Origin of the sequence: Arthrobacter globiformis, assembly GCF_003261175.1 — a bacterium.
GTDB classification, from domain to species: domain Bacteria; phylum Actinomycetota; class Actinomycetes; order Actinomycetales; family Micrococcaceae; genus Arthrobacter; species Arthrobacter globiformis_A.
In genome coordinates this window covers 125,430-145,642 of sequence record NZ_QLNP01000062.1, presented here as the reverse complement: position 1 = coordinate 145,642, position 20,213 = coordinate 125,430, and the positions used below count along the sequence as shown (strand labels likewise).

At 64.5% G+C, this 20,213-nt stretch carries 18 protein-coding genes and 1 pseudogene; 13 read left to right on the top strand and 6 right to left on the bottom strand.

The window, feature by feature from the left end; all coding sequences use genetic code 11:
• The first annotated feature begins 69 nt into the window (after positions 1–69).
• From DBZ45_RS04930 to DBZ45_RS04890, 9 genes and pseudogenes are all read left to right on the top strand, one after another.
• Positions 70–1,122, top strand: a complete 1,053-nt coding sequence (locus DBZ45_RS04930) for a substrate-binding domain-containing protein (RefSeq protein ID WP_223256930.1) — start codon at positions 70–72, stop codon at positions 1,120–1,122.
• 52 nt (positions 1,123–1,174) lie between these two features.
• Positions 1,175–2,683, top strand: a complete 1,509-nt coding sequence (locus DBZ45_RS04925; RefSeq protein ID WP_111902821.1) for a sugar ABC transporter ATP-binding protein — start codon at positions 1,175–1,177, stop codon at positions 2,681–2,683.
• A gap of 3 nt (positions 2,684–2,686) precedes the next feature.
• Positions 2,687–3,673, top strand: a complete 987-nt coding sequence (locus DBZ45_RS04920; RefSeq protein ID WP_111902820.1) for an ABC transporter permease — start codon at positions 2,687–2,689, stop codon at positions 3,671–3,673.
• Positions 3,674–3,678: 5 nt separating this feature from the next.
• Positions 3,679–4,833 carry a Gfo/Idh/MocA family protein gene (locus tag DBZ45_RS04915; RefSeq protein WP_111902819.1) on the top strand — a complete coding sequence of 385 codons (1,155 nt, stop codon included), beginning with the start codon at positions 3,679–3,681 and terminating at the stop codon, positions 4,831–4,833.
• A complete protein-coding gene (locus tag DBZ45_RS04910) occupies positions 4,830–5,645 on the top strand; it encodes a sugar phosphate isomerase/epimerase family protein (RefSeq protein WP_111902818.1) in 816 nt (271 codons plus the stop codon). The genes DBZ45_RS04915 and DBZ45_RS04910 overlap by 4 nt, the downstream gene beginning before the upstream one ends.
• A gap of 70 nt (positions 5,646–5,715) precedes the next feature.
• Positions 5,716–6,888: a Gfo/Idh/MocA family protein gene (locus DBZ45_RS04905; protein WP_111902817.1), complete on the top strand. Its 1,173-nt coding sequence runs from the start codon at positions 5,716–5,718 to the stop codon at positions 6,886–6,888.
• Between the two features lie 73 nt (positions 6,889–6,961).
• Entirely contained in the window at positions 6,962–7,285 is a 324-nt protein-coding gene (locus tag DBZ45_RS04900) for a putative quinol monooxygenase (RefSeq protein ID WP_223256929.1), read from the top strand.
• Between the two features lie 28 nt (positions 7,286–7,313).
• Positions 7,314–8,315: a sugar phosphate isomerase/epimerase family protein gene (locus DBZ45_RS04895; protein ID WP_111902816.1), complete on the top strand. Its 1,002-nt coding sequence runs from the start codon at positions 7,314–7,316 to the stop codon at positions 8,313–8,315.
• 109 nt (positions 8,316–8,424) lie between these two features.
• A pseudogene (locus DBZ45_RS04890) lies at positions 8,425–8,987 on the top strand (dihydrofolate reductase family protein).
• A 703-nt stretch (positions 8,988–9,690) separates the two neighbouring features.
• Here DBZ45_RS04890 and DBZ45_RS04885 read toward each other — a convergent pair.
• Genes DBZ45_RS04885 through DBZ45_RS04870 form a run of 4 tightly spaced genes read right to left on the bottom strand, consistent with a single transcriptional unit; the run spans position 9,691 to position 12,890 of the window.
• Positions 9,691–10,680, bottom strand: a complete 990-nt coding sequence (locus tag DBZ45_RS04885; protein ID WP_111902815.1) for a sensor histidine kinase — start codon at positions 10,678–10,680, stop codon at positions 9,691–9,693.
• Positions 10,677–11,348, bottom strand: coding sequence for a response regulator transcription factor (locus DBZ45_RS04880; RefSeq protein ID WP_111902814.1), 672 nt, complete (start codon positions 11,346–11,348; stop codon positions 10,677–10,679). The genes DBZ45_RS04885 and DBZ45_RS04880 overlap by 4 nt, the downstream gene beginning before the upstream one ends.
• 5 nt (positions 11,349–11,353) lie before the next feature.
• Positions 11,354–12,118 (bottom strand): DedA family protein, encoded by a 765-nt coding sequence (locus DBZ45_RS04875; RefSeq protein ID WP_111902813.1) that lies wholly within the window; start codon positions 12,116–12,118, stop codon positions 11,354–11,356.
• 10 nt (positions 12,119–12,128) lie between these two features.
• A complete protein-coding gene (locus DBZ45_RS04870) occupies positions 12,129–12,890 on the bottom strand; it encodes a phosphatase PAP2 family protein (RefSeq protein WP_223256928.1) in 762 nt (253 codons plus the stop codon).
• 259 nt (positions 12,891–13,149) lie between these two features.
• On the opposite strand from DBZ45_RS04870, the gene DBZ45_RS04865 reads away from it, so the two are divergent.
• The gene (locus DBZ45_RS04865) at positions 13,150–14,571 is read left to right on the top strand and encodes an ABC transporter substrate-binding protein (RefSeq protein WP_223256927.1); all 1,422 of its coding nucleotides are present in this window, start codon (positions 13,150–13,152) and stop codon (positions 14,569–14,571) included.
• Positions 14,572–14,696: 125 nt separating this feature from the next.
• On the opposite strand, the gene DBZ45_RS04860 is transcribed toward DBZ45_RS04865, so the two are convergent.
• A complete protein-coding gene (locus DBZ45_RS04860; protein ID WP_111902812.1) occupies positions 14,697–15,167 on the bottom strand; it encodes a DUF4383 domain-containing protein in 471 nt (156 codons plus the stop codon).
• Positions 15,168–15,520: 353 nt separating this feature from the next.
• Here DBZ45_RS04860 and DBZ45_RS04855 point away from each other — a divergent pair, with 353 nt between their 5' ends.
• Together DBZ45_RS04855 and DBZ45_RS04850 are read left to right on the top strand one after the other, a co-directional pair.
• On the top strand, positions 15,521–17,035 hold the full coding sequence (locus DBZ45_RS04855; RefSeq protein WP_111902811.1) for an MFS transporter: 1,515 nt from the start codon (positions 15,521–15,523) through the stop codon (positions 17,033–17,035).
• A 106-nt stretch (positions 17,036–17,141) separates the two neighbouring features.
• A complete protein-coding gene (locus DBZ45_RS04850) occupies positions 17,142–17,573 on the top strand; it encodes an ester cyclase (RefSeq protein WP_111902810.1) in 432 nt (143 codons plus the stop codon).
• A 116-nt stretch (positions 17,574–17,689) separates the two neighbouring features.
• On the opposite strand, the gene DBZ45_RS04845 is transcribed toward DBZ45_RS04850, so the two are convergent.
• Positions 17,690–18,646, bottom strand: a complete 957-nt coding sequence (locus DBZ45_RS04845; RefSeq protein WP_190243014.1) for a LacI family DNA-binding transcriptional regulator — start codon at positions 18,644–18,646, stop codon at positions 17,690–17,692.
• Positions 18,647–18,869: 223 nt separating this feature from the next.
• On the opposite strand from DBZ45_RS04845, the gene DBZ45_RS04840 reads away from it, so the two are divergent.
• A complete protein-coding gene (locus DBZ45_RS04840; RefSeq protein ID WP_223256926.1) occupies positions 18,870–20,201 on the top strand; it encodes an MFS transporter in 1,332 nt (443 codons plus the stop codon).
• The last annotated feature ends 12 nt before the right edge of the window (positions 20,202–20,213 follow it).

Genomic DNA, 20,213 nt, shown 5'->3' with positions numbered 1-20,213 from the left:
GCAATGTCAATTTCCGTCGCTTCCTGCAGCAGTTCGACCTCGGCCAGCTCCAACGCTCCTGATACCGGCGTGTCCGAGAAAGCCCAGCAGGCCCTTGACAAGATCAAGGGACAGGTCCTGAGCAAGGGCCCCAATGGCGAGACGCCGTCACCGGCATCGGCAGCGGATCTCACGCCCGAAGAGGTTGCGAAGATCAAGGCGCTCAATGCCAAGGCTGCAATCGTGATGCACTACGGCGGCAACGACTGGGCCACCGCGCAGACCAACGGCCTCAAGAGCGAATTCGACAAGCTCGGCATCAAAGTCATCGCGACAACGGACGCAAACTTTAAGCCGGACAAGCAGGTGTCGGACATCGAGACTGTGATGACGCAGAACCCGAACATCATTGTTTCCATCCCCACTGACCCCGTGGCCACGGCCTCGGCCTACAAGAAGGCAGCTGCCGCCGGAGCGAAGCTCGTCTTCATGGACAACATTCCTCAGGGGCTGACTGCAGGCAAGGACTACGTTTCCGTCGTTTCCGCCGACAACTACGGCAACGGTGTCGTCGCCGCGCACCAGATGGCCAAGGCCATCGGCGGCAAGGGCAAGATTGGCCTTGTCTTCCACCAGGCTGATTTCTTCGTGACCAAGCAGCGCTACCAGGGCTTCAAGGAAACGATCACCAAGGACTACCCGAATGTCCAGATCGTGGAGGAAAAGGGCATCGCAGGCCCCGATTTCGCCGGAGACGCCCAGGCAGCTGCCAACGCCATGCTGAGCAAATACGCCGACCTCAGCGGAATCTGGGCAGTGTGGGACGTCCCTGCAGAAGGTGTCATGGCCGCAGCGCGCGCCGCAGGCCGCCAGGACCTGAAGATCGCCACCGAGGACCTCGGTAAGAACGTTGCCATTGCCCTGGCCAAAGACCAGCTCGTCGTTGGACTCGGCGCCCAGGTTCCTTTCGACCAGGGAGTCACGGAGGCCCGGCTGGCCGCGGGCGCACTGATCGGCAAGAAGGCCCCGGCTTATGTGGCCTTGAGCGCCGTCCCAGTCGACCACTCCAACGTCCTGGAAGCCTGGAAGCAGGTCTACCACGAGGACGCTCCGAAGGACATTCAAGAGTCCTACAAGAAGTAGCCAGAGCCGACGGTGCGGGTACCCAAACCCGCACCGTCCCGAAAGGGCAACAATGAACACCGCAGACAATGTCGTCGAGATGCGCTCGATTTCCAAGGGCTTCAACGGCGTTCCAGTTCTGAAGGATGTCAGCTTCGACGTCCGGAAGGGCGAGGTCCACGCCCTCGCAGGAGGCAACGGGGCAGGAAAGTCCACGCTGATGAAGATCCTGCAGGGTGTGTATCAGGCCGACGCCGGCGAGATCGTCATTGGCGGCAAGCCGGCGACCATCAACTCGATTCAGGACGCGAAGGCTGCCGGCATCGGGATGGTCTTCCAAGAATTCAGCCTCGTACCGAGCCTGAATGTCGCTCAAAACATCTTTCTTGCCGCTGAGCCGCTCGGTGCGGGCGGGTTGATCGACGACCGCGCCTCGGTGCGGCGGGCCAGGGAAATCTTCGCCGAGATGGAGGTGGACGTCGACCCCCAGGCCGAGGTCTCCCGGCTCGGCACGGCCTACTGGCAGTTGACCGAGATCGCTAAAGCGCTCTCGCAGAACGCCCAGGTGCTGATCATGGACGAGCCCACAGCAAGCCTTGCCCGTCACGAATCGGAAGCGCTCTTCGAACTGATTGACCGGCTCAAGCAGCGTGGGATCTCGATCATCTACATCTCTCACCGCATGGATGAGGTCTACCGGCTTGCCGACCGGATCACGATCCTCCGGGATGGCCGCGGACTCCTCACCGAGCCGCTTAGTGCTGTGACACCGGAACAGATCGTGGAGGGCATTGTCGGCAAGAAGATCGAGGGCCAGCTTGCCTACCGCGAGCGGGACCATATCGCCCGCGAGGGAGCGCCCCTGCTGGAGGTGCGCGGGCTGAACGCCGGGCCACGGGTAAGGGACGTCTCCTTCTCGCTCCACCCAGGGGAGATCCTGGGCCTGGCGGGTCTCATGGGCAGCGGCCGCACCGAACTCGCCCGGGCACTGTTCGGAATCGACCGTCGGGACAGCGGAGACATCCTCATCCGCGGGGAGAAAGCCAATCTGAACTCCCCCCAGCAGGCCATTGACGCCGGCGTCGCCCTCATTCCCGAGGACCGGCGGGCTCAAGGCCTGGTCCTGGACCACTCTGTCCGCGACAACCTGCTGTTGCCCCTGCTTGGCCAGATTAAGCGGGGACCACTGCTTGATTCCATGAAGGGCAAGGATCTGTCCTCCTCCCTCATCAAGAAGTTCGCTGTCAAGGTCGCCCACCCCAACCGCCCGGTGCGGCTGCTTTCGGGCGGAAACCAGCAGAAGGTGGTGATCGCCAAGTGGCTAGGCACCGACCCGGACATCTTGATCCTGGACGAACCCACAGCCGGCGTCGACATCGGCACCAAGAGCGAGATCCTGGACATGATTCGCGAACTCGCCAGCGCCGGCAAGGCCGTCATCGTCATCTCCTCCGAATACCCCGAACTACTCGCGGTCAGCGACCGCGTCCTCGTCCTCAAGGACGGCTCCGTCATCCGTGACATCCCCCGCAGCGAGATCGCTGACGAGGAATATCTCCAACTTGCAGTCCAGGGAGTCTGAACAGTGAGCAAGGCAAACACCATCCCCGCCCGCGACACCGCGGCACCCCGCAGTTTCGGAACGGTCCTGAAAGAGCTCGACTGGCGCCGCTACGTCATCTACATCGGCTTCCTCGTCGTCTTCCTCTTCTTCGCCGTCCTGCTGCGGGACCAAGGCTTCATGTCCCCGCAAAACCTGCTGAACATTTTCCGGCAGACCGCTACTATCACTGTCATCGCGGTGGGCATGACTTACGTTATCTCCTGCGCCGAAATCGACCTGAGCGTCGGATCCGTAGCCGGGCTGTCCAGCGTCTGCACGGCCATGGCCTTGTCGCAGTGGGGTCTGATCCCCGGAGTCCTCGCCGGGCTTGCCGTTGGACTCGTGGTCGGCTCCATCAACGGCGCACTGGTCAGTCTCCTCGGCATCCCTTCCTTCCTCGTGACGCTGGGAATGTTGGGTATCGCTGTAGGCGTTGCCCAGTGGATCACCGCCTCGGCCCCGCAGCCCATCCTTAACGACACATTCAACATGTTGTTCGGGTCCGGCGACTTCGGCCCCGTTCCCGGGTTGGTCATCTGGAGCGCCATCTTCGTGGCCATTGGCGCCGTCGTGCTGAACCGCACCAAGTTCGGCCGCCAGGTACTGGCCACCGGCGGCAACCGCAACGCTGCCGAGTTCACCGGCATCAACACCAAGCGCATCAAGTTCCAGGTGCTCCTCATCTCGGGCATGGTCGCAAGCGTGGCTGGCATGCTGTACGCGGGACGTCTCCAATCCGGCCGGTTCCAGTGGGGATCGGGCGACGAGCTCTCCGCCATCGCAGCCGTCATCCTCGGCGGAACAAGCCTCTTCGGCGGATTCGGCTCCATCATGGGCACTCTTTTCGGTGCCCTCCTGATTGGCCTGATCAACAACGGCCTGATTCTGGCCGGCCTGGACAGCAGCCAGCAACAGGTCGTCCGCGGCGCCATCATCATCCTGGCCGTCGCCCTGGCCCGAAAGAAGTAGACCGCGTGACCCTCAAACTACGGTCCGGAATCATCGGGACAGGATTCATGGGCTCAGTCCATGCCCAGGCGGTTCGCGCAGCAGGCGGCGAAGTCAGTGCAATCGCCGGAAGCAGCCCGGCTTCCGCCGAAGCGGCAGCCGCCGCGCTCGGCGCCCATACCGCAGCCGAATCCGCCGAGGCGCTGATCGCACGGGACGATGTGGATGTCATCCATATCTGCACCCCGAACGCCACCCACGCCGACCTCGCACGCAGGGCCATCGCAGCAGGGAAACCGGTTGTCTGTGAGAAGCCGCTCGCCACCAGCGTTGAGGACGCCGGGGAACTCACAGACCTCGCCGAACGGGAAGGCGTCGTCACGGGTGTGCCCTTCGTCTACAGGTTTTATCCAGCCGTCCGCGAGGCCCGCGATCGTATCCGGCGCGGCGACGCCGGCCACCTCTGGCTCCTGCACGGCTCCTACCTGCAGGACTGGCTGGTGGGCGCGGAAGCCACAAACTGGCGGGTCGATTCAAAACTCGGAGGCGCCTCCAGGGCATTCGGTGACATCGGCGTGCACTGGTGTGACCTGATGGAGTTCACCACCGGCCACAGAATCACGAGGCTGGTGGCCAAAACCAGCCGGGCCTACGACCAACGCGAAACTGGCGGCCAGTTGTCCTCCGTTGCTACCGAGGACGGGGCCACGCTCCTGTTCGAGACCGACAAGGGGGCCACGGGCTCACTCGTCGTCAGCCAGGTCAGCCCGGGCCGCAAAAACCGGCTGTGGTTCTCCTTCGACGGAACTGAAGCGTCATTCAGCTTCAACCAGGAACGACCGGACACCCTGCACGTGGGAAGTACAGCGTCCAGTTCCGAAATCGCCGTCGGCCCGCAGACCCTCAGCACGCCCGGCGGCCGACGGTACGCGAAACTCCCACCCGGACATCCGCAGGGATACCAGGACAGCTTCAACTCCTTCGTAGCCGACATATACGCAGCCGTTCAGGGGCAGACACCCGAAGGCCTGCCCACGTTCCGGGACGGCCTGCGCGCAGCTCTCCTGACGGATGCAGTCGTCACCTCCGCCGCACAACAGTCCTGGGTGGACGTTCCCGGCACTGACACCCCATTCGATCTACTCAAGTCTTCCTCCGCAGTTGAAAGGCAGAAGCAATGAAACTTGGTTACTGTTCCATCACTTGGGGCGGCGTCGTTGGCCACCCGCAAGGCGTGACGAGCGTCAAGGACCTCTTTTACATGACCCACGGCTCCATGAGGGACGCCGTCAAGGACATCGCATCTGTTGGCTATCAGGGCGTTGAGATGTTCGACGGCAACCTTGCGGAGTACGCAGAAAAGCCCGAGGAACTCAAAGAGATCCTGAGCAGTTCAGGCGTCGCACTGACAAGTGTCTATACCGGGGCAAACTTCATCTACGCCGACATCCTTCCGGACGAAATGCACCGCATTCACCGCGCCGCCGAATTGGCAGCGAGCTTCGGGGCGGAACGGCTCGTCGTGGGTGGCGGAGCACGGCGCGCGGCCGGAACCACTGACGAGGACTACCAGCGCCTCGGTGAGGCGCTGGACAGCGTAGCGGACATCGCAGAAAGCTTCGGCCTGTCGGCAAGCTACCACCCGCACCTGAGCACCATCGTCGAGAGCCCGGAGGAGCTGGACCGGCTCATGCCGCTCACCCGAATCGGCTTCTGCCCGGACACCGCACACCTTGCAGCGGGCGGCGCAGACCCGGCCGCGGTCATCCGGAAATACCCCGACAGGATCCAGCACGTCCACCTCAAGGACTTCCAGAAGGAGCCCTTCAATTTCCTGCCCCTGGGACAGGGAGAACTTGACTTCCCGGACATCATCGCCGCGATCCGCGAAAGCGGATACGACAGCTGGCTCATGGTCGAACTCGACAACTACGACGGTGACCCGCGAGCCGCAGCGGAACTGAGCAAGAAATACCTCGAAAAGCTCCTTTAACTATTTTTCAACCCGCGAGGGACAGCCGCAGCCAGCGTGTCCCGAACTTTCCGGAAGGAACAGGATTCACATGCAAAACCTCAACGTCGGCCTCATCGGAGGCGGCTTCATGGGCAAGGCCCACTCCCTGGCCTACGCCGCCATGCCCATGTTCTTTTGGCCGGCACCGGCCCTCCCGGTCCGCAAAGTCATCGCTGAAGCCAACCCCGATCTCGCCGCGGAAGCGGCCCGCCGCTTCGGGTTCGAGAACTCCACCGCTGACTGGCGCAGCATCATTGACGACCCGGACATCCACGTCGTAGACATCGCCACACCCAACCATCTCCACGCCGAAATTGCCATCGCCGCGGCCGAAGCAGGCAAGCACATCATCTGCGAAAAGCCACTGGCCCGCACCGGCGAAGAATCCAAGGCGATGTACGACGCTGTCAAAGACAAGGACATCGTCCACATGGTGGCCTTCAACTACCGGCGCACCCCCGCAGTCGCGCTGGCAAAGAAATACATCGAGGAAGGGGCAATCGGACAGATCCTCAACTTCCGCGGCACCTATCTGCAGGACTGGAGCGCCGACCCGAACTCCCCGCTGTCCTGGCGCTTCCAGAAATCCGTTGCAGGTTCCGGTGCCCTTGGTGACATCGCCACGCATGTCTTTGACATGGCAAGGTACCTCGTCGGCGAGTTCAGCGCCGTCAATGCAGTCCTGTCAACCTGGATCCCGGAACGACCGCTTCAGGCTGGCGGGGCGGACGCCCTTGGCACCGTACGGGGCGGGGAAGGCCCGCGCGGCCAGGTTGATGTCGATGATGAAGTCATGACCATGATCCGCTTCGCCAACGGGGCCGTCGGATCCGTCGAAGCGACACGCAACGCCCATGGAAGGAACAACTACATCACCTTCGAAATCCACGGAACCGAGGGAAGCATCGTCTTCAACTACGAACGACGCGACGAACTGCAGGTAGCCTTCGCCTCCGACAAGGCCGACCGCCGCGGATTCCGCACGGTCTACACCGGGCCGGCCCACCCGTACGGAGACGGTCTTTGGCCCATTCCGGCGCTCGGCATCGGCTACGGCGAAACGAAGATCATCGAAGCACATGACTTCTTCAAAGCCATCGCAGAAGGCGGCAGCGTAAGCCCCAACTTCGCGGACGGCTACCAGGTCGCCCTGATCGACGACGCCATCGTCGAGTCGGCTGCAAAAGAATCCTGGGTCGAGGTCCCGCAGATCGACAGTTGATCTGACCAACTCGCGAGGGACGGCCCTGGGCCGTCCCTCGCGCCCACCCCCAGGAACCATCCAAGGACGGAAAATGCCCAACACCCTCCCAGCCCCACAGGACACTGCCGAAGTCTGGCTGATGCCGGTCTTCATTGCCAAAGCGGGGCATGAAACCGATCTTCAGGATGTGCTCCGTGCTCTGCAGGCGGAAAGCCGAAAAGATCCAGGATGTCTCGAGTACACCGTTTTCTCCGATGATCAGAGGCCCGGTACGTTCGTCCTTATCGAGGGCTGGGCTAGTCGGGAAGACCTCCAAGCCCATAACGAGGAAGCCCACGTCAAGGACTTCGTGAAGGAGGTGGAGCCCCTCTTGGCCGTACCGTTCTCCGTAACTCCCTGCACACCCCTGGTCTGATCTTCGACACCGCTCAAAAGGACGCCAAATGCCCCGCCCGTACACCCTGTTCACCGGCCAGTGGGCCGACCTGCCCTTCGAGGAAGTCGCCCGGCTCGCCTCCGGCTGGGGCTACGACGGCCTGGAAATCGCCGTCTCCGGCGACCACCTGGACGCCTGGCGCTGGGACGAACCCGGCTACGTCGAGTCCAAACTCGCAGTCCTGGAAAAGTACAACCTCAAGGTCTGGGCGATCTCCAACCACCTCAAGGGCCAGGCCGTGTGCGATGACCCGATCGACTTCCGCCACGAAGCCATCGTCGGGTCCAAGGTCTGGGGCGACGGCGACCCCGAAGGCGTCCGGCAGCGTGCCGCCGAGGAAATGAAACACACCGCCCGCCTCGCCCGCGCTTTGGGCGTGGACACCGTCGTCGGGTTCACCGGTTCCTCCATCTGGCAGTACGTCGCCATGTTCCCGCCCGTCCCCGAAAAGGTCATCGACGCCGGCTACCAGGACTTCGCCGACCGCTGGAACCCCATCCTGGACGTCTTCGATGAAAACGGCGTCCGTTTCGCCCACGAAGTCCACCCCTCCGAGATCGCCTACGACTACTGGACCACCGTCCGCACCCTCGAAGCAATCGGTCACCGCGAAGCGTTCGGCCTGAACTGGGACCCCTCCCACTTCATGTGGCAGGGCATCGACCCCGTCTCCTTCATCTGGGACTTCAAGGACCGGATCTACCACGTCGACTGCAAAGACACCAAGCTCCGGTTCACCGGCCGGAACACCGTGATGGGCTCGCACCTGCCCTGGGGCGACCCCCGCCGCGGCTGGGACTTCGTTTCCGCAGGACGCGGCGACGTCCCCTGGGAATCCTCCTTCCGCGCCCTCACCGCGATCGGCTACACCGGCCCCATCAGCATCGAATGGGAAGACGCCGGCATGGACCGCCTCCACGGCGCCCCCGAAGCCCTCAACGCCCTCAAAAAATTCGACTTCCCCGCCTCCCAAACCAGCTTCGACGCCGCCTTCAGCACCAAGGACTGATTTCCAGGGGCGTGGTGTGGCCAATTGGCCCTCTGTGCGGCCCGGCCGGTGATTTCCGGGCCCCGTGCCGGTCTGTACAACGAATACCGGCTCACGGGAGACTGACGCCATGCGCAAGCTGACCTTCGGCATGAACGTGAGCGTGGACGGCTATATCGCCGCGCCCGGCGACGACCTCGGTGGAGCGTACCGAGCGACGAGCTGTTCCAATGGTGGTCCGACCGGGTGGGGGCGACGGGCCTGGCGCTGTACGGGCGCAAACTGTGGGAGACGATGAGCTCCCACTGGCCGACCGCCGACCAGCAGCCTGGCGCCATACCTGCGCAGATCGAGTTTGCCCGCCGCTGGCGGGACATGCCGAAAGTGGTGTTCTCCTCGACGATCACCACGGTCGACTGGAATACCCGCCTGGTCACCGGGGACGCGGTCACCGAGATCACCCGGCTCAAGGCCGACGACGGCGGCTCCATGGACATCGCCGGTGCAACTCTCGCCGCGGCGGCCATGCGGGCCGGGCTGATCGACGAGTACGTTCTCGCCACGCATCCGGTCCTGGTGGGCGGCGGCACGCCGTTCTTCACAGCCCTGGACCACTGGGTGAACCTGAACCTGGTGGAGACCGGGACGTTTAGCGACGGTGTGGTCCTGACCAGGTACGAGACCAGGCGCTGAATTCCCGCGTCGGTTCACCGCGGGCTTCGCGGGTCAGCCCATTTACCGGCAAGTAGTCCCTCGTGGATTCCCGCGCCCATCGTCAGGGCACACTCCCACGGTGAGAAGGTACCCGTCAAGAATCTTCCGGGCGCCGCCATATTTGGCGGCTTCAGGGTCGGACTCGGGTCGCCATACTGCGAAGATCTGGGGTTGCTCTAAGACACCGCCCGATACGAATGCTGCCACTCCTTGCTCGAAGGGCACCAGGAGCGCCGGGTGGCAGTCCCATTTCTCGATGCAAAGTGGCGCGCTGCGATCCTCAATTCCTGTGCACGGCGAGAGTTCCGCCCTTGCGCAGTACTGTTCGGCCCAGGCTGTGATCGACGCTTTCGACGGGTCCGTCGACTGCGAAACGGGAGCGAGTCCAAATTCGTCGGCAGCCACTGTGACGAGTTCTAACCCATCCGGTCCGCCTGTCGGATGGGAAAGAGTAGCTTCCGGGATGGAAATCGCAGATGTCGATCCATCGGAGGATGGCGGGGGAGAGGTACATCCCGCCAGAAGCAAGATGGCCGCAATGAAAGTCGCGGCCCGCGGCGCGCCGGCCATGGGATCACGTTAGCCCTCGGCAGTTATGCCCGCAAGAAGTCATCGCGGTGCCCACGGAACCTCCGCATCGGCAAATGTCGCCGTGCTCAGAACCTCCCCAAAGCCCGGCGCGTCAGAGCCTGGCATGAGGCAGAGCAAGCCGCATGGCAGTTCCCTCCGGCCCAGTGCGAACCACCTCCACTGTGCCGCCGGCCGTGCTGGCAATATCGCGGACCAGGGCCAAGCCAATCCCGAAGCTGCGCTTGCCGGAAGATCCATCCAGTCCAGGGGCGCGGACAAACCGGTCGAAAATCCGCTCCGGGTCCACTCCGGTGATCCCGGTACCTGTATCGGTCACCAAAACCACCACGCGGGAACCCTCAATGGAGGTGCCGACGGTGATGCTGCCGCCGGCTGGGGTGTGGGCCAGCGCATTGTCCGCCAGGGCAAGCACTGCGCGCCGCAACGAGCCCGGGTCCATGCGTACCAGAGTTGGGCCGCCATCGGAAAAGGCGAGTCTGACGCCCTGCCGGCCGGCGAGGTCCTGCAGGCTCTCGGTAACGGACCCGGCAATCCCGGCCACGTCCACAGGCCCCGCGTCACCCCTGAGTGGCCCCGTTGCGGTAAGAAGAAGTTCGTTGACGATTCCCGTCAGAGTGGCGGTGTCTTCGCGGATCCGGGCCAAGGCTTGTGCCGGATCGGACGCCGGGTCCACTTGGCGCTGCGCGAGCTGGATACGGGCATCAAGAATGGCAAGGGGGGTGCGGAGCTCGTGACTGGCATCCTGGACAAAGCGGCGTTGCCGGGCCAGGGCCTCTCCCAGCGGCCGGATGGCGCTGCGTGCACTGACCCACCCCACCCCGCCAGCCAGCAGAATGCCTGCCAGGCCGGCGAGGATCATCCCTTCGATCAGGTCCTTCGAATCCAGGTAGGTGTAGGCCTCACCCGCGGTGGCCCCGGGCGGAACCGGATGTGCCAGCTTGTTCATCAGGAAAACGGTGGCGGCGGCCATCAGGACCAGGACCAGCACGGCCACCCCGGCGCTGATGCGCAGCGCCACCTTGAGCGAGGCGCGGCGGAGGGTGTCCCGGTCAGGGTCGCCGGAGCTGGGGGTTGGGGTCATGATGCGTCGCCGATCTGGTAGCCCACGCCGTGGACGGTGCGGATGACGTTCCGAGAGATTTTCCGGCGCAGGTGGTGGACGTAGGTGTCGATGACGCCGGGCTGGTCTGTGGAGTGGAAGTGGGCGGCCAGCAGTTCATCGCGGGTGAAAACCCTGCCGGGCTCGGCGGCCAGCGCTGCCAGGAGTTCGGCTTCCTTCGCGGTCAGCGTCACCAGGTTGCCGTACACGGAACGGACAGAGCGCGACGCCGGGTCGAGCTCCCAGGTGCCGATGCTCACCGGGCCCGCGGGCTGGGCGAACGTCCGTGTCAGTGCGCGCAGGCGCGCTGCCAGCTCGCCGGCGTCGAACGGCTTGGTCATGTAGTCGTTGGCGCCGGCATCCAGCCCGCGGACCTTTTCGTCCGTCTCACCCAGCGCCGTGAGTATCAATATGGGTGTCGCGATGCCCCTGGCCCTCAATGCCGCGATGACCGCCAGTCCGTCCACGACGGGAAGGCCGCGATCAATCACCATCACGTCCCACGGCTGCGTTAGCCCCAGGTGCAGGGCTTCCTGGCCGGTGGCCGCCAGCCGGATCCTGTAGTCCGCCTCCAGGAGTTCTGCGATCAGCGGACCCAGGGCGGGGTCATCCTCGGCGAGCAGCAGGGTGGGCCGGGCGGGGGTGGTCATGCCGTCTATTCTTCCGTGACCGCGTCTCCCCGGGCTCTGCCGGCCACCGTGCCGAGCTCCCTGGGGTCGCCGGCAGAAGCGTTGTCGTCCTTTTGGGAACGTTCGTCGGCGGCGCCGCGGGTTTTGCGGCGGCGCCTGAGGTATTCCACGGCCCAGGGCACCACGGAGGCCAGGACCATCAGCACGGCGATGACGTCAATGTTTTTGGCGATGATTTCGTAGTGTCCCAGCCAGGTGCCCAGCAGCGTCACTGACGTCGCCCAGGCCACAGCGCCCACAATGTTCCAGAGCGTGAAGGCTTTGTACCCGTAGCGGGCGGTGCCGGCGGTGAGCGGCGCGAAGGTCCGGATAATTGGCACAAAGCGTGCCAGGATCACCGCTGCACCCCCGTGCCGGCGGAAGAAGTCTTCGGTGGCGGCCAGGTGGGCGGTTTTCAGTACTTTGGCGTCGTCCTTGAACCACCTCCGGCCGAAGCGGCGGCCCAGCATGTACCCCACCTGGTCCCCGGCCACGGCGGCTACGGTGATTACCCCGATGAGGACGGGCAGTGCCAGGTTCAGCTGCTGGTGCAGCAGCCCGGCAGTGAAAAGCAGGGAATCTCCCGGCAGGAACGGGAACAGTACGCCGGATTCGATGAAGACCATCGCGGCGATGACGCCCAGGGCGGCCGGCCCGAGTCCGCCCAGCAGGCTGGCCGGGTCCAGCAGGGAGGGCGTTCCGCTTGCACTGGCCAGGGCGGAGACCACTTCAGGGGCAAGGATGGGGTGCATGGTGTGGTCCTTAGTGTCGGCTGGGATGGGAGGAAAGCGTTGCGGGCAGGCGGTCCAGGAGCCGGGGAGCAAAGCGGTTCCAGAGCCCGGCGAGCAGGACCACCGCGGCGGTTGCCGCCAGGAAGGAGGCGACGACGTCGGTGGGGTAGTGCACCCCTATGTACACCCTGGACCAGGCTACGATCACGGCCATGGCTGCCCCTGCTGCGGCCACCGGCCTGGACCAGCGGGTGCCGCGGCTCAGGAAGTACAGGGCGTAGGTCAGGGCCACGGCAAACGAGACGTGACCGCTGGGGAAGCTGTTTGATCCGGTTTCCGGGGCAAGCGGGTCGAAGAGCAGCGCCGGGTTGGGCCGCTGCCGGCCGATGATGAGCTTGAAGACTTCGCTGGCCAACCAGCCCGAACACGCCACCAGGCAGAAGGCAGCGGCCCGGGCCAGGTCGCGGCGCACCAGCCAGAGGGTCATGGTGATGGCGGCAACCAGGCCCAGGCCTGCAACGGGGCCGAACAGGACATTGATTAGCATCGCGACGGCGGTCAGCACGGCAACGTGGTAGTGGCTGAGGTCCTGGTCCACTTGCAGTTCGGCCGTGGTCTCGCCGGGCAGCAGCTGTACGGCGAGACCCAGCGCGACGACGGCGGCGCAGAGCACCGTACCCAGCAGCAGCCAGCGCCGGGGCTGGGGGAGTGCCGGAAACATCGCGCTGGCAGCGGCGGGCGTGCGGGGCGGTTCGAGTGCCGTTGGCTGATTGGCCGGGATTGGTCCGTTCACGTAATCCTCCGAGGTGGCAGTGGTTCTGCGCTGGACAGTGCTCTGCCGCGCGGTTTCTCTCGTTCGATCGTTCCCCACCGTTGCTAAGAAAGTCTTAAGAATCGTGACTGGAAGGATGCATGTGAGGGTGGACCCGCATGCTCCTGACACTCCTTTAGCGCCGCGATAGCCTTGAAGGGTAGTCCGCGTGTGGCTGTCTTTGACCAGCCGGAACCCGCATTGGAAACATTCGAAACCCAACCAAGCAGGATCACCCGTGGTGAACAGAACCAGGGGCTGGGCGCCCGTTCGCTTCTTGGCTGCAGCGTCGCTGGCAGCAGCGGCATTCGCCGGCTGCACCTCCAATCACGGGCCCGGTGCTTCCCCGGAAAAGGTCCCGGATTCTGAGCACATCACCGTCTGGATTTCGGACGTCCTTCCGGACCGGGTCGTGAGAATGCAGGCGCTCGCCGCCGATTTCACGGCCGCCACTGGCCTAAGGGCGCAACTCGTCAGCGTGCCTGAGCACACGTTCAACCAGACCCTGAACTCTTCAGCGGCTGCCGGCAACCTGCCCGACGTCATTGGCGGCATTTCACTGGGGGATGTGCGCGCCCTCGCGGTCGGCAAACACGTCAGCGCCGAAGCCAACGCCGGCGTGGTCAGAACCCTGGGGGAACGGACGTGGTCACGGCGTTCACTGGAGCTGACCCGCGACGGCGGAAGGCAGTTGGCAGTGCCCGCCGCGTCCTGGCAGCAGGTCCTGTACTACCGCAAAGACCTGTTCGCGAAGGCCGGCTTGGCAGCACCGACCACCTACGCCCGCATCAGGGCCGCCGCAGAAAAGCTGCACAGGCCCGGGCTGGCAGGTTTCGTTGCGGCCAACACGGTAGGGCAAGCCTTTACCCGGCAGTCATTTGAGCACATCGCCCAAGGCAACGGCTGTGAACTGGTCGATGCACGGCGGGTCATCACCTTTGACAGCCCCGAGTGCGCGGGGGCACTCGGCTTCTACAGCGACATGCTCAGGAACTACTCCGTTCCCGGCATCCAGGACCCCGGCACAGTCCGCAATGCGTACTTTTCGGGCTCGGTCGCAATGGCTGTCTGGCCCACCTTGTTGCTGGATGAACTGGCGGGAATGAGGGCCGACGCCAGGCCCAGCTGCCCCGGCTGCAATCTGGACCCTGGATTCCTGGCTAGGACCACAGGCGTGGTGGCTGGCATCCAGGGAAGCGGCGGCCATCGGCCAGCACTCTTTGGCGACATCAGCTCCTGGGCCATCACCAACGATTCCGACACTGACCGGGCGAAGAAGTTCGTGGAGTACGTCCTGAGTGAGGGCTACACGGACTGGCTGTCGGTTGCCCCGGAGGAACGTCTTCCGGTTCGCGCCGGAACCGCTGCAAACCCCTCGGAATATGCTGACGCCTGGCGGGCGATGCCGGTGGGCGTCGGCCGGAGGGATACGCTGGGAAGGTTCTACTCCGCCGAGGTTCTCTCCGTCCTGCTCCAAGGTGTTAATGACCTCAGGCACTGGGGCATCCTCGAAGGCCAAGGTGATCTTGCGGGCGCTGCGATGGCTGACGCGGCAATTGCCCAGGCCGTGGCGGACGTCAGCGCCGGTACGGCGGACCCCCGCGCGGCTGCGGCCAAGGCCGCCCGATCCCTTCGCATCACCCTGCGCACGATGAATGACTAGAGGGCGGCCGGCAACACCAGGCCAGGATCGCGCCTCTGATAATGGCGTAGGCCGCCCCCCCCGGGGCAGGTTTCCTGCCCGGGGGACGGCCGCCGTCGTCGGTTTTCCACGAACCGGGGGTGGCGCTATGGGGCGTTTCCCCTTCTGGTCTCCATTGCGTCCCTGCCGAGCCAGAGGCCCAGGCCGATCATGGCGAGGCCGAGGATCAGGTGCAGCCAGTTGTCGGCGGTGTTGAACGGGACAAAGTTGGCGCCGGTGTTCATGTCGATGACCAGGCCGTAGAGCCACAGGACGATGTACACGATGCCGCCGCCGAGCAGGAACAGGCGGGCTGTCCGGTCGGTGCGGGCCATGGCGATGCCGGCGGCGCCGAACAGCATGTGGACGATGTTGTGCAGCACGGACACTTGGAAGACCCCGAGCAGCATTGCTCCGGAGTCGTGTCCGGCGAAGGTCATGGCGCCGTAATTGGTGGTGATTCCCGGGATGAACCCGAGGACGCCTACCAGCAGGAAAACCACACCCAGGCCCATGGCGGTGTTGTGCAGGGACAACCCCATTGCGTGGTGGTGGGCGGGATGTGAAGCGGTGGTCATTTGTCTCCCTTTCACGCTGGGTACCCGCTCTTCAGATGGAGAGCTGGCCTCGCGGCAGGAGTCGCAGGACTCCCTGCCGACGCCCAAATCCTACTCCTGAAAACCGCGCCTGGGCAGGGGAAACGGTGCTTTCCGGAGCGTTCCGGGCTGTAGGCGCGGAATGTTGTGCGGCGGCTTCGGCGGTGCCGGAAACGGACGACGGCGGAGCCCTCGTTATGCGCGCAACTGCGGGTTTTCATTGTTGTGCCGGGTGGGCGGTGGGAAGATGGACGGAGAGTTGGGCTTCCACCGAACCGGGGATGCCGGAAAACTTTCGGCACGTGCCCAGCCTGTAACCAGGCGGTGACCGAGCCATGACAGAGCACCATCTGCAGCAGCGGCGATTGCGCGTGTCCGACGTCAACGTCGTCAACCACCGGACCCTGCGGAAGGCGCTGGGCGGGACCATCGTGGGCAACACCATGGAATGGTACGACGTCGGTGTGTTCGGCTACCTGATCACCACGATGGGTCCGGTGTTCCTGCCCGAAGCGGACAAGGCCGTACAGAACCTGTTCCTGCTGGGAACGTTCGGCGCCACGTTCATCGCCCGGCCCCTGGGCGGCATCTTCTTCGGCTGGCTGGGCGACAAGATCGGCCGCCAGAAGGTCCTGGCCATGACCCTGCTGATGATGGCCGGGGCGACGTTCGTCGTCGGCCTGCTTCCCGGGTACTCGGTGCTGGGCATCTGGGCCGCCGTGCTGCTGGTGGTCACCAAGCTGATCCAGGGCTTCTCCACCGGCGGCGAGTACTCGGGTGCCACCACGTTCGTGTCCGAACACGCGCCGGACCACCGCCGGGGGTTCTTCGTCAGCTTCCTGGACATGGGCAGCTACCTGGGCTTCGCGCTCGGGGCCGCGCTGGTGTCAGCCCTCCAGCTGATCCTGGGCCAGGAGCAGATGGAGGCGTGGGGCTGGCGCATCCCGTTCCTCATTGCCGGGCCGCTAGGCGCCGTCGCGATCTACTTCCGCCTGAAGATCGAGGAATCGCCCGCCTTCAAGGCCACCCAGGAGGCCGAAGCCGTGGCCGCCGCCCACCACGAGACCGGAGACGAGCTCCGCCCGGTGGGCCCGGTGGCGATCTTCAAGGACCACTGGCGCCGCATCATTCTGGCCATGATCCTCGTGGCGGCGGGCAACACTGTGGGCTACGCGCTCACGTCCTACATGCCGACCTACCTGACCACCAACAAAGGCTACGACGAGGTGCACGGAACTCTGCTGACCGTCCCCGTCCTCGTGGTCATGTCGCTGTGCATCCCGCTGACAGGACGCCTCTCGGACAGGATTGGGCGGCGGCCGGTGCTCGGGATCGGGGCCATCAGCACGGTGGTGTTTTCGCTTCCCGCGTTTCTTCTGATCTCGGTCGGAACCGTGCCGGCCACGCTCGCCGGGCTGGCCCTGGTCGCGTTTCCGGTGGCGTTTTTCGTTGCCATTCTCGCGTCTGCGCTGCCGGCACTGTTCCCCACAGCGCACCGCTACTCTGCCATGGGCATCGCCTACAACTTCGCGGTGGCAATCTTCGGCGGCACCACGCCGTTCATCATTGCCGCGCTCATCCAGGCGACCGGCAACGACCTGATGCCGGCGTACTACCTCATGGCGACGTCGGCCATCGCCGCGGTGGCCATCTACTTCCTGCCGGAATCCGCCCAGCGGCACCTGCCCGGTTCCATGCCCAGCGTGGACTCGGAAGCAGCCGCCCGCGAGCTGGTGGCCACGCAGGACCACAACCCCCTGCTGGAGATGGAAACCTTGCCGTTCGACAGCAGCTACGAGGAGGCGCAGGCGGCGCATGGGGACCGCCCGGACAGGCCGACCGTGATGTGAGCGGGCGGGGCCCCGTCCCGATTCGGCCTTAGCAACTGAGCGTTGACTACGGCCCGCACAGGCCTACGATGAGGCGCATCAGGACATTTCAAGGAGGAGATGTGTGATGTCACGCGCTGAAGTAGAGCAGCTCGACGACCGCGGAATTGCGGCCTGGGACCAGCATGACACGGCGGCGTTCGCCGGCCTGCTGGCCGATGATTTCACCTTTGAGGATGTGATGGCGCCTGCACCCTTCCGCACGCGGGAGGAGGTCAAGGCCTACATGGACGCCTGGTTCGAGGCGTTCCCCGACATGCACGCCAGAACCACCAGAAGGGTGGTCAGCCACGACGAGGTGGCGGCGGAAATCGAGTTCACCGGCACCAACACCGGGCCGATCCACATGGGGGACAAGGAGATTCCGCCCACGGGCAAGTCGGTGGTCGGATCCGGGACGTACTTTGCGTCCGTCAGGGACGGAAAGATCGTCTCCTTCCGCGCCCACCCGGACGTCGCCTCCATGATGGGCCAGCTGGGGCTGATGCCCGGGATGTGAGCCCTTCTCGCACGAGATCCTCGGCCGCGCGGCAGTCCTGGTGTCGCCGCTGTCGGCGCAATGCATGTTCGACTGGGCCCCATGGAGAGCTGAGGGAAGCGCGGGCGAGGATTCAACTATGCCGTTTGCCGGTGCACGATCCAGCCGGGGTACTCCAGGTGCTCCGATGGACTCCGGTTCTCTAGGGCGGCCAGCGCGTTTTCTGCCCAGAAGAATGCAACCTTGTCGAAGTCGAAGCCGACGGTTGTGAGGCCGAGCCGGGCGATGGGACGGTCTCCCGTGCCGATCAGCGCATTAGCACCGGGAGTGAAATCGGCGGAGGAGGCGGTCCACACGAAAGCCGCGAGCTCATCGGTGTGGGCGATGACCCCGGTAACGGGGTCTTTGCTCTCAAACCACTCTTCCTGCAGTTGCTGCACGGACTTTAGTCCGTAGTCCAGCGTGAATTGCCGTGGCGACGCCAGACCATACTCCGCACAGAACTCGTTCACTCCCGCGCGCCGGAATTCGAGGATGTCGCGCGGAACATAGTGGGACGGCTGCAGGTAACCCAGGGTCCGGTGGCCCGACCGCCAGAGATGTTCGGACTGTAGCCGGCTGATTCCGCTGAGGTACTCGAACATGCGCGCGTCGGTGTACTTGATCCCTGCGGTCCGCAGGGCCTTCGAATGCTCGTCTTTCAGGCTGCCGAAGACCATGACGATCGCCGGGCGGACTTCTGACCACAGGGCGGTGAGTGGCCGGACAGTATCTGAATGGCTGTGGATCACCAGGATGTATCCGCGGTCCGCGAGCAGCCGGTTGAGCGCTTCCATTCCCGCCGAGAAGGTGGGTCCCATATCCCAGTCAGGAACGAGGGCCAGGACCAGCTGGTTCCGGCCGGCCCGAAGTGCCCGTGCGGCGGCATGGGGCGTATAACCAAGCTGCTCCGCGGCAGCAAGAACCCGGTCCCGGGTGGCCGTGCTGATATGCCGGCCGGGAACGTTGTTCAGGATGTAGCTGACCGTCGTCCGGGAGACATTGGAAAGCTTCGCGACGTCCGCGCTGGTGGCCGGCTTGTCTACAGCTGCCAAAAAGCAGCACCTCCTTGAATAGCGGCCCTCCGGCCGCTGACGCAGGCCGGAAACGCAGGACCTTGCGTCGTCGTCGACTCGATTGTACTCTAGTGACACGTGCCACTACGTGACACGTGTCACTAGAACTCTAGAGCAGCGAACAGCGCCGAGTTCATCCGTTTCGGAAAGGTCAACGATGTCCTCCCCAGCAACTAATCCGCCTTCTCGGCAGGCCACCCGCATGCCTGCCGGGGCCAAGAAGGCAATCATCGCCTCTTCTGTCGGCACCCTCATCGAGTGGTACGACTACGCCCTGTATGGCGCGGCCGCCGGCCTGGTCATCGGCCCGCTGTTCTTTCCCGGTGGAAACTCGACCACCGCCACCCTCGCCGCCTTTGCCACGTTCGCCGTCGGCTTCGTGGTGCGGCCACTGGGCGGCATCTTCATCGCCCATCTTGGCGATACGATCGGCCGCAAGCCGGCCATGATTCTGACCATCATGCTCATGGGCATCGCCACGGTTGCGGTGGGCCTCCTGCCGCCGGCGTCGGCCATCGGCATCTGGGCGCCCATTCTGCTGGTCCTGTTCCGGGCGCTCCAGGGCTTCGGTGCCGGCGCGGAACTCTCCGGTGCCCTGACCGTGGTGTCCGAGTTTGTGTCTCCGCGCCGCCGCGGACTCGTCACCGGCCTGGTCAACGGCACGGCCGGCGGCGGTGTTCTGCTGTCCACCATTGCGTTCAGCATTGTCATAGGTCTGCCCAAGGACGATCTGATGTCCTGGGGCTGGCGCATTCCATTCCTGCTTTCCGCGGTGCTCTTCTTCCTGGCCCTGTATATCCGCAAGAGCCTTGACGAAACGCCCGAATACCGGGAGGTCATGGAAAAGAACGGAATCGAGGGCAAGAAGCGCGTTCCGTTCCTGGAAGTGTTCCGGCTGTACCCCCGCAACACCATCGGCGCCATCCTGCTCTGGACCGGCCACAACTGCAACAACTACCTGGCCAACGCCTTCGCCCTGAGCTACCTGACCGGAACGGTTGGAATGGACCGGCCGTCCGCCCTCACGGCCGTGATCATCGCTGCCTTGAGCACAGTCATCATGACGCCGCTCATGGGCATGCTCGGTGACCGGATCGGCTACCGCAAGGTCTACCTGGGCTCGATGATCTTCTGCGTCTTCTGGGCCGTGCCGTTCTTCCTCATGCTCTCCTCGGGGAACCTCGCACTGGCCATCATAGCCCTCGTGATCGGTTACGGAGGCGTCACCGGAGCGACGAACGGCGTCGGAGGTGCCCTCAACGCCAACATGTTCCCCGCCAAGTACCGCTACACGGGCATTGCGGTGGGCAAGGAAATCAATGCCGCGCTCATCGCCGGGCCCACACCCTTCATCGCCACCGCCCTCATCGCCGCCAACGGCGGCGGCATCTGGCTGGTGTCCCTGTTCAGCATCGCCTGCAGCCTGGTCACCGTCATAGCTGTGATCGCCGTCGGCAAGTCAGTCGGCGACGCCCCCGTTCAGGAGCAGGAGCAGGACGCGGCCAGCGTCAAGGCCAATCCAGCCCGCGTCTGAAGATTTCGAAAG